General features: G+C 44.1%; 4 protein-coding genes. 2 read left to right on the top strand and 2 right to left on the bottom strand.

Annotated elements, in window-relative coordinates; all coding sequences use genetic code 11:
• Positions 1 to 320: 320 nt before the first annotated feature.
• Both AACT21_RS06730 and AACT21_RS06735 read right to left on the bottom strand, forming a co-directional pair.
• A complete protein-coding gene (locus tag AACT21_RS06730; protein ID WP_088733490.1) occupies positions 321 to 1,169 on the bottom strand; it encodes a universal stress protein in 849 nt (282 codons plus the stop codon).
• 10 nt (positions 1,170 to 1,179) lie between these two features.
• Positions 1,180 to 2,670 (bottom strand): SulP family inorganic anion transporter, encoded by a 1,491-nt coding sequence (locus AACT21_RS06735; RefSeq protein WP_013868030.1) that lies wholly within the window; start codon positions 2,668 to 2,670, stop codon positions 1,180 to 1,182.
• Between the two features lie 294 nt (positions 2,671 to 2,964).
• Between AACT21_RS06735 and AACT21_RS06740 the strand changes: the two genes are divergently transcribed.
• Positions 2,965 to 3,294 carry a metalloregulator ArsR/SmtB family transcription factor gene (locus AACT21_RS06740; RefSeq protein WP_017046037.1) on the top strand — a complete coding sequence of 110 codons (330 nt, stop codon included), beginning with the start codon at positions 2,965 to 2,967 and terminating at the stop codon, positions 3,292 to 3,294.
• An 84-nt stretch (positions 3,295 to 3,378) separates the two neighbouring features.
• Positions 3,379 to 4,437, top strand: coding sequence for an ACR3 family arsenite efflux transporter (gene arsB, locus AACT21_RS06745; RefSeq protein WP_094163596.1), 1,059 nt, complete (start codon positions 3,379 to 3,381; stop codon positions 4,435 to 4,437).
• Positions 4,438 to 4,728 lie beyond the last annotated feature (291 nt).

The raw sequence follows: 4,728 nt of genomic DNA on the forward strand, positions 1-4,728 counted from the left end.
TTTTTTCAATAGGCAGACTGTTTGTCAGCCGTGAGCCTAAAGATGATATTATTTTCATAGAGTTAACCTAGCCTAGGTTTATTTAATTATTTTTTATTAGTTTTATTAGATAGGCTCCAGTAAATGAGACTTTGATTTAGGAGGGTATTTGGCGTCACGTCAGTTAGTAGCAGTAACCGCGATTTTATTTGTACCTAACATCCTAAGTACCAGTTGCATATCCGCAACAAGTTTACTACTTGCACTTACCCTCCACAACAGCGTTTTATAATAAAAGCCTTCCGAAGAAGGCTTTATCTATATGGTTAATTTATCAATTATTATCGTATCAATAGCATCGGTACGCTTGATTCGGCTAAGAGCCGAGTGGTGTTACTGCCAACAAAAAACTGACGAAGTTTAGAGTGTCCAAACGCGCCCATGACGATCATGCCAAGTTGGTTTTGTTGTTGGTACTGAAGAATCGCCTTATGAACTTCGCCAGATAAGCACGCTTCCACAACGTGAATACCGTTCGCACATAATTTCTCGGCGGCAGCTTTAAACGCGCTCGCTTTATCGTGGTTATCTTCCACCATCACCAAATGGCACTCCAGCCCTTTTAGCAGCGGTGTTTTAATCGCTTTATCCACTAATTTCTGGCTAATTTCACTGCCATCAAAGGCTAATAGATAGCTTTGTGGTGGCGTAAAATCACCCGTTGCCACTAAGGTGTGCGACTTCATTGTACGCACGATACTCTCTAATTGAGATCCAACGGCCATGGCGTCGTTTTGGTGCACTTCACCTGATTTACCGACCACCAATACACGAATTTCGTTTTCAAGATCAAGCAAAGTTTCTAACAGGTTGCCGTGCTTTTGCAGTTTACGCACATCTTGTAAACCTTGTTCATGAGCTTTGGTTTCTAGCTCATTGAGTAACGCTTTACCGTGCCTTAAGGCCAGTTTAGAACGCTTTTCGTCTAGTTCAATAAGCTCTTTCAATAGCTGTTCTCGGCTGCCTAAACCGATGTTACCAGATAACTCACTTTCGGTTTGATTGGCCGCTTTATCAAGTACGTGCAGTAAGGTTAACGGTGCTTGTAAGCTTTTGGCGGCCCACACGCTTAAATTGGCGACCGACTGTGAATAAATCGATCCATCGATGCAAGCAATAATATTGGTCATAATCTGTTCCTTAATGTCCGCCCATCAGCTTTTCAACTTCTTCTGGCTTACCATGCACGCCGAATTTATCGACAATCGTTGCTGTTGCTTCATTCATACCGATGATGTTTACATCGGTCCCTTCGCGTCGGAATTTGATAACAGCACGATCTAGCGAAGAAACCGAAGTAATATCCCAAAAGTGCGCTGCAGAGAGGTCGATAGTGACACGCTCTAAGACCTCTTTGAAGTCAAACGCGTTCATAAATTGATCTGACGAAGCAAAGAAGACTTGCCCAACAACACGATAGGTACGCTCTTCTCCATTTTCAGAGAGTTCACTTTTAACCACCATGAAGCGGCCAATTTTGTTAGCAAAGAAGAGAGAAGCAAGCAGCACGCCGACACCGACACCGATCGCTAAGTTATGGGTTGCAACCACAACAACAACGGTCGCGATCATCACGATGCTGGTAGAAAGTGGGTGAGTTTTGAGATCCTTTACCGAACTCCAAGAGAAGGTCCCAATGGAAACCATGATCATTACCGCCACTAAAGCCGCCATCGGGATGAGCTTGAGCCAATCACTTAAAAACACCACCATGATGATCAGTAGAATACCGGCGCAAAAAGTAGAGAGCCTGCCGCGTCCGCCGGATTTAATGTTGATGATCGATTGACCAATCATCGCACAACCGGCCATGCCGCCAAGAAAGCCAGTGGCAATATTGGCGATACCTTGGCCTTTACATTCACGATTTTTATCACTGCTGGTATCGGTTAAATCGTCAACAATGGTTGCTGTCATCATTGATTCTAATAAACCGACAACGGCCAATCCGGCTGAATAAGGAAATATAATCCATAAGGTTTCAAGGTTGAGCGGAACATCTGGCCATAAAAATATCGGCAAAGTATCTGGTAATTCACCCATATCGCCCACAGTGCGAATATCAATGCCAAAGCTGATAGCAATCAGAGTTAAGGCGATAATGCACACTAATGGCGAAGGTAGCAATTTGCCAATCACAGGAACGTAGGGGAATAGATAGATAATCGCCAGCCCACCGAGTGTCATGGCATAAACGTGCCATGTTACATTGGTCAGCTCTGGTAATTGCGCCATAAAAATCAGAATCGCCAGCGCGTTAACAAACCCCGTCACGACCGAACGTGATACAAAACGCATCAAATCGCCCAGTTTGAGGTAACCGGCCAGTATTTGTAGAACCCCGGTCAAAACAGTGGCTGCCAATAGATATTGCAAGCCATGCTCTTTGACTAAAGTGACCATCAACAGCGCCATTGCTCCCGTGGCTGCTGAGATCATGCCGGGTCGTCCACCGACAATTGAAATGATCACGGCAATACTGAATGAAGCGTAAAGGCCGATTTTAGGGTCTACACCTGCGATGATAGAAAAGGCTATTGCCTCAGGAACTAATGCTAACGCAACGACAGTGCCAGCTAGAACATCCCCTCGCACATTGGAAAACCAATCGCGCTTAATATTTTGTAGCATACTTGATCTCTAAAAAATGAAATAAAAAGGTGAGTTGTGAGAGGTAAAGATCAATCTAGGGCGGCGTAAGCAGCATTCGCAACGTCTCTTAGTTGATTTTTAAAATGTGATCCTAATCATTGATGTGGTATAGGTCAACCAAACGATCGTTATTTGTATTGCAGTAATCATTTCTCCCGTTATCACGCTGCTTTTCAAGCGCCGCCCGTCGTGCGCGAGGATAGTTCTGGTGTTTGACTTCTACTCTTTTGCTCCTTACACTAAAACACATTCGATATTCCATATGTATTGTTTATGTGCCGCAGTTTATCTTTTTATAAATCCTTGTCTGAAGAAACGAGGCTCAAATCCTTGCTGTTGATGAAGCACAAAGGGCAGTTGTGTGTGTGTGATTTAATGAATGCGTTGCAATTAAGTCAGCCCAAAGTGTCCCGTCATTTAGCTGAACTGAGAAAAAATGAGCTAGTGATTGATGAACGTCGCGGCAAGTGGGTGTACTACCAAATCAATCCTGAGCTGGAAAGTTGGATGGTGCAGATATTGGACATCACGCTGAGCCACAATACCGCATTGATTGCGCAAGAGCTAACGCGCATTGCTGGCCCATCTTGCCAAAATGAATGAAATTTTAGCGTTACTATGTCGCCATGGCTGTAAGTAGAAAGTTGTGCGCGGCTCCCTTTTTAGACTGACCGAGAGATGTGATGTATGAGTGAATTACCTGTCTGCGCAGAAGCCTCTGCAGCCGAAAAAATGAGTCTTCTCGATCGCTATCTAACCTTGTGGATTTTCCTTGCGATGGGGCTCGGGGTAGCGATCGGTGTCTTCTTTCCGCAAGTGGCGCAATGGAATGAAAATATGTCGGTCGGTTCGACCAATATTCCGCTGGCGATCGGTTTGATTTTGATGATGTATCCACCACTGGCAAAAGTGAATTACAGCCTACTAGGTGAAGTGACTCGTGATAAACGCGCCATCACACTCTCTTTAGTGATGAACTGGATTGTCGGGCCTATCTTGATGTTTGCATTGGCGATCATTTTCTTACGCGATTATCCGGGTTATATGGTCGGACTGATCTTAATTGGTCTGGCGCGTTGCATCGCGATGGTATTGGTGTGGAATGATATCAGCGGTGGGAACAAAGAGTACGGCGCAGCGTTGGTGGCGCTCAACAGTGCATTTCAAATTGTCACTTACAGTTTTATGGCGTGGCTATTTATTACTGTTTTGCCGCCGTATTTTGGGCTCGAGAGCTTTGTGGTTGATATTACCATTCTCGATATCGCAGAAAGTGTGCTGATTTATCTCGGTATCCCATTTTTAGCTGGTTTTTTAAGTCGCAAATGGTTGGTGGCCGCGAAAGGTGAGCAATGGTACAACGAGGAGTTTATTCCGCGTATTTCACCGATTACGCTAGTGGCACTACTAGCGACGATAGTTTTGATGTTCAGCCTGAAAGGCGAGATGATCATTGAACTGCCGATGGATGTGATACGCGTTGCCATCCCTTTAGTGATTTATTTCTTAGTGATGTTTTTTGTCAGCTTTTTCATTGGTAAAAAACTGGGCATTCCTTACGATCAAAATGCCTCAATTGCTTTTACCTCATCAGGCAACAACTTTGAACTGGCGATTGCCGTTTCGATTGCTGTGTTTGGTTTAAATTCCGATCAAGCATTTGCGGGTGTGATTGGGCCCTTGGTTGAAGTGCCGGTGTTGATTGCCTTGGTCAACGTTGCGCTGCGTATGAAAAAGAAATACTAGCGCTCTCTGAGTCCGAACTTCAGGATATTTTTCTCATTAAATTTCATAACCGTAGACTGTTTTGAAAATGTGAAATGTTTGTGAATGAGTTAGAAACGTCATCTATGTTCTGCTACGCACGAACTCTTGATCCCAATGTTGCGATGCATCGGGGTATGATCGGCGTATCAAAAATAGATCTATTGGGAAATCGATTGTAATCAAAATGCCACAAAAGCCCTGCAACATACCATCAGCTATTTTACTGCTCGCTTTAGCATTGTTCTCTAAAGTCAGCGGTAACTTTTATTT

The organism is Vibrio sp. V08_P9A1T1 (assembly GCF_963874405.1).
GTDB classification, from domain to species: Bacteria; Pseudomonadota; Gammaproteobacteria; order Enterobacterales; family Vibrionaceae; genus Vibrio; species Vibrio anguillarum.

Bases quoted from the DNA above. Each gene is read 5' to 3' on its own strand.
- AACT21_RS06730 (WP_088733490.1), bottom strand. From the start codon at position 1,169: ATGACCAATATTATTGCTTGCATCGATGGATCGATTTATTCACAGTCG.
- AACT21_RS06735 (WP_013868030.1), bottom strand. From the start codon at position 2,670: ATGCTACAAAATATTAAGCGCGATTGGTTTTCCAATGTGCGAGGGGAT.
- AACT21_RS06740 (WP_017046037.1), top strand. From the start codon at position 2,965: ATGTGCCGCAGTTTATCTTTTTATAAATCCTTGTCTGAAGAAACGAGG.
- arsB (WP_094163596.1), top strand. From the start codon at position 3,379: ATGAGTGAATTACCTGTCTGCGCAGAAGCCTCTGCAGCCGAAAAAATG.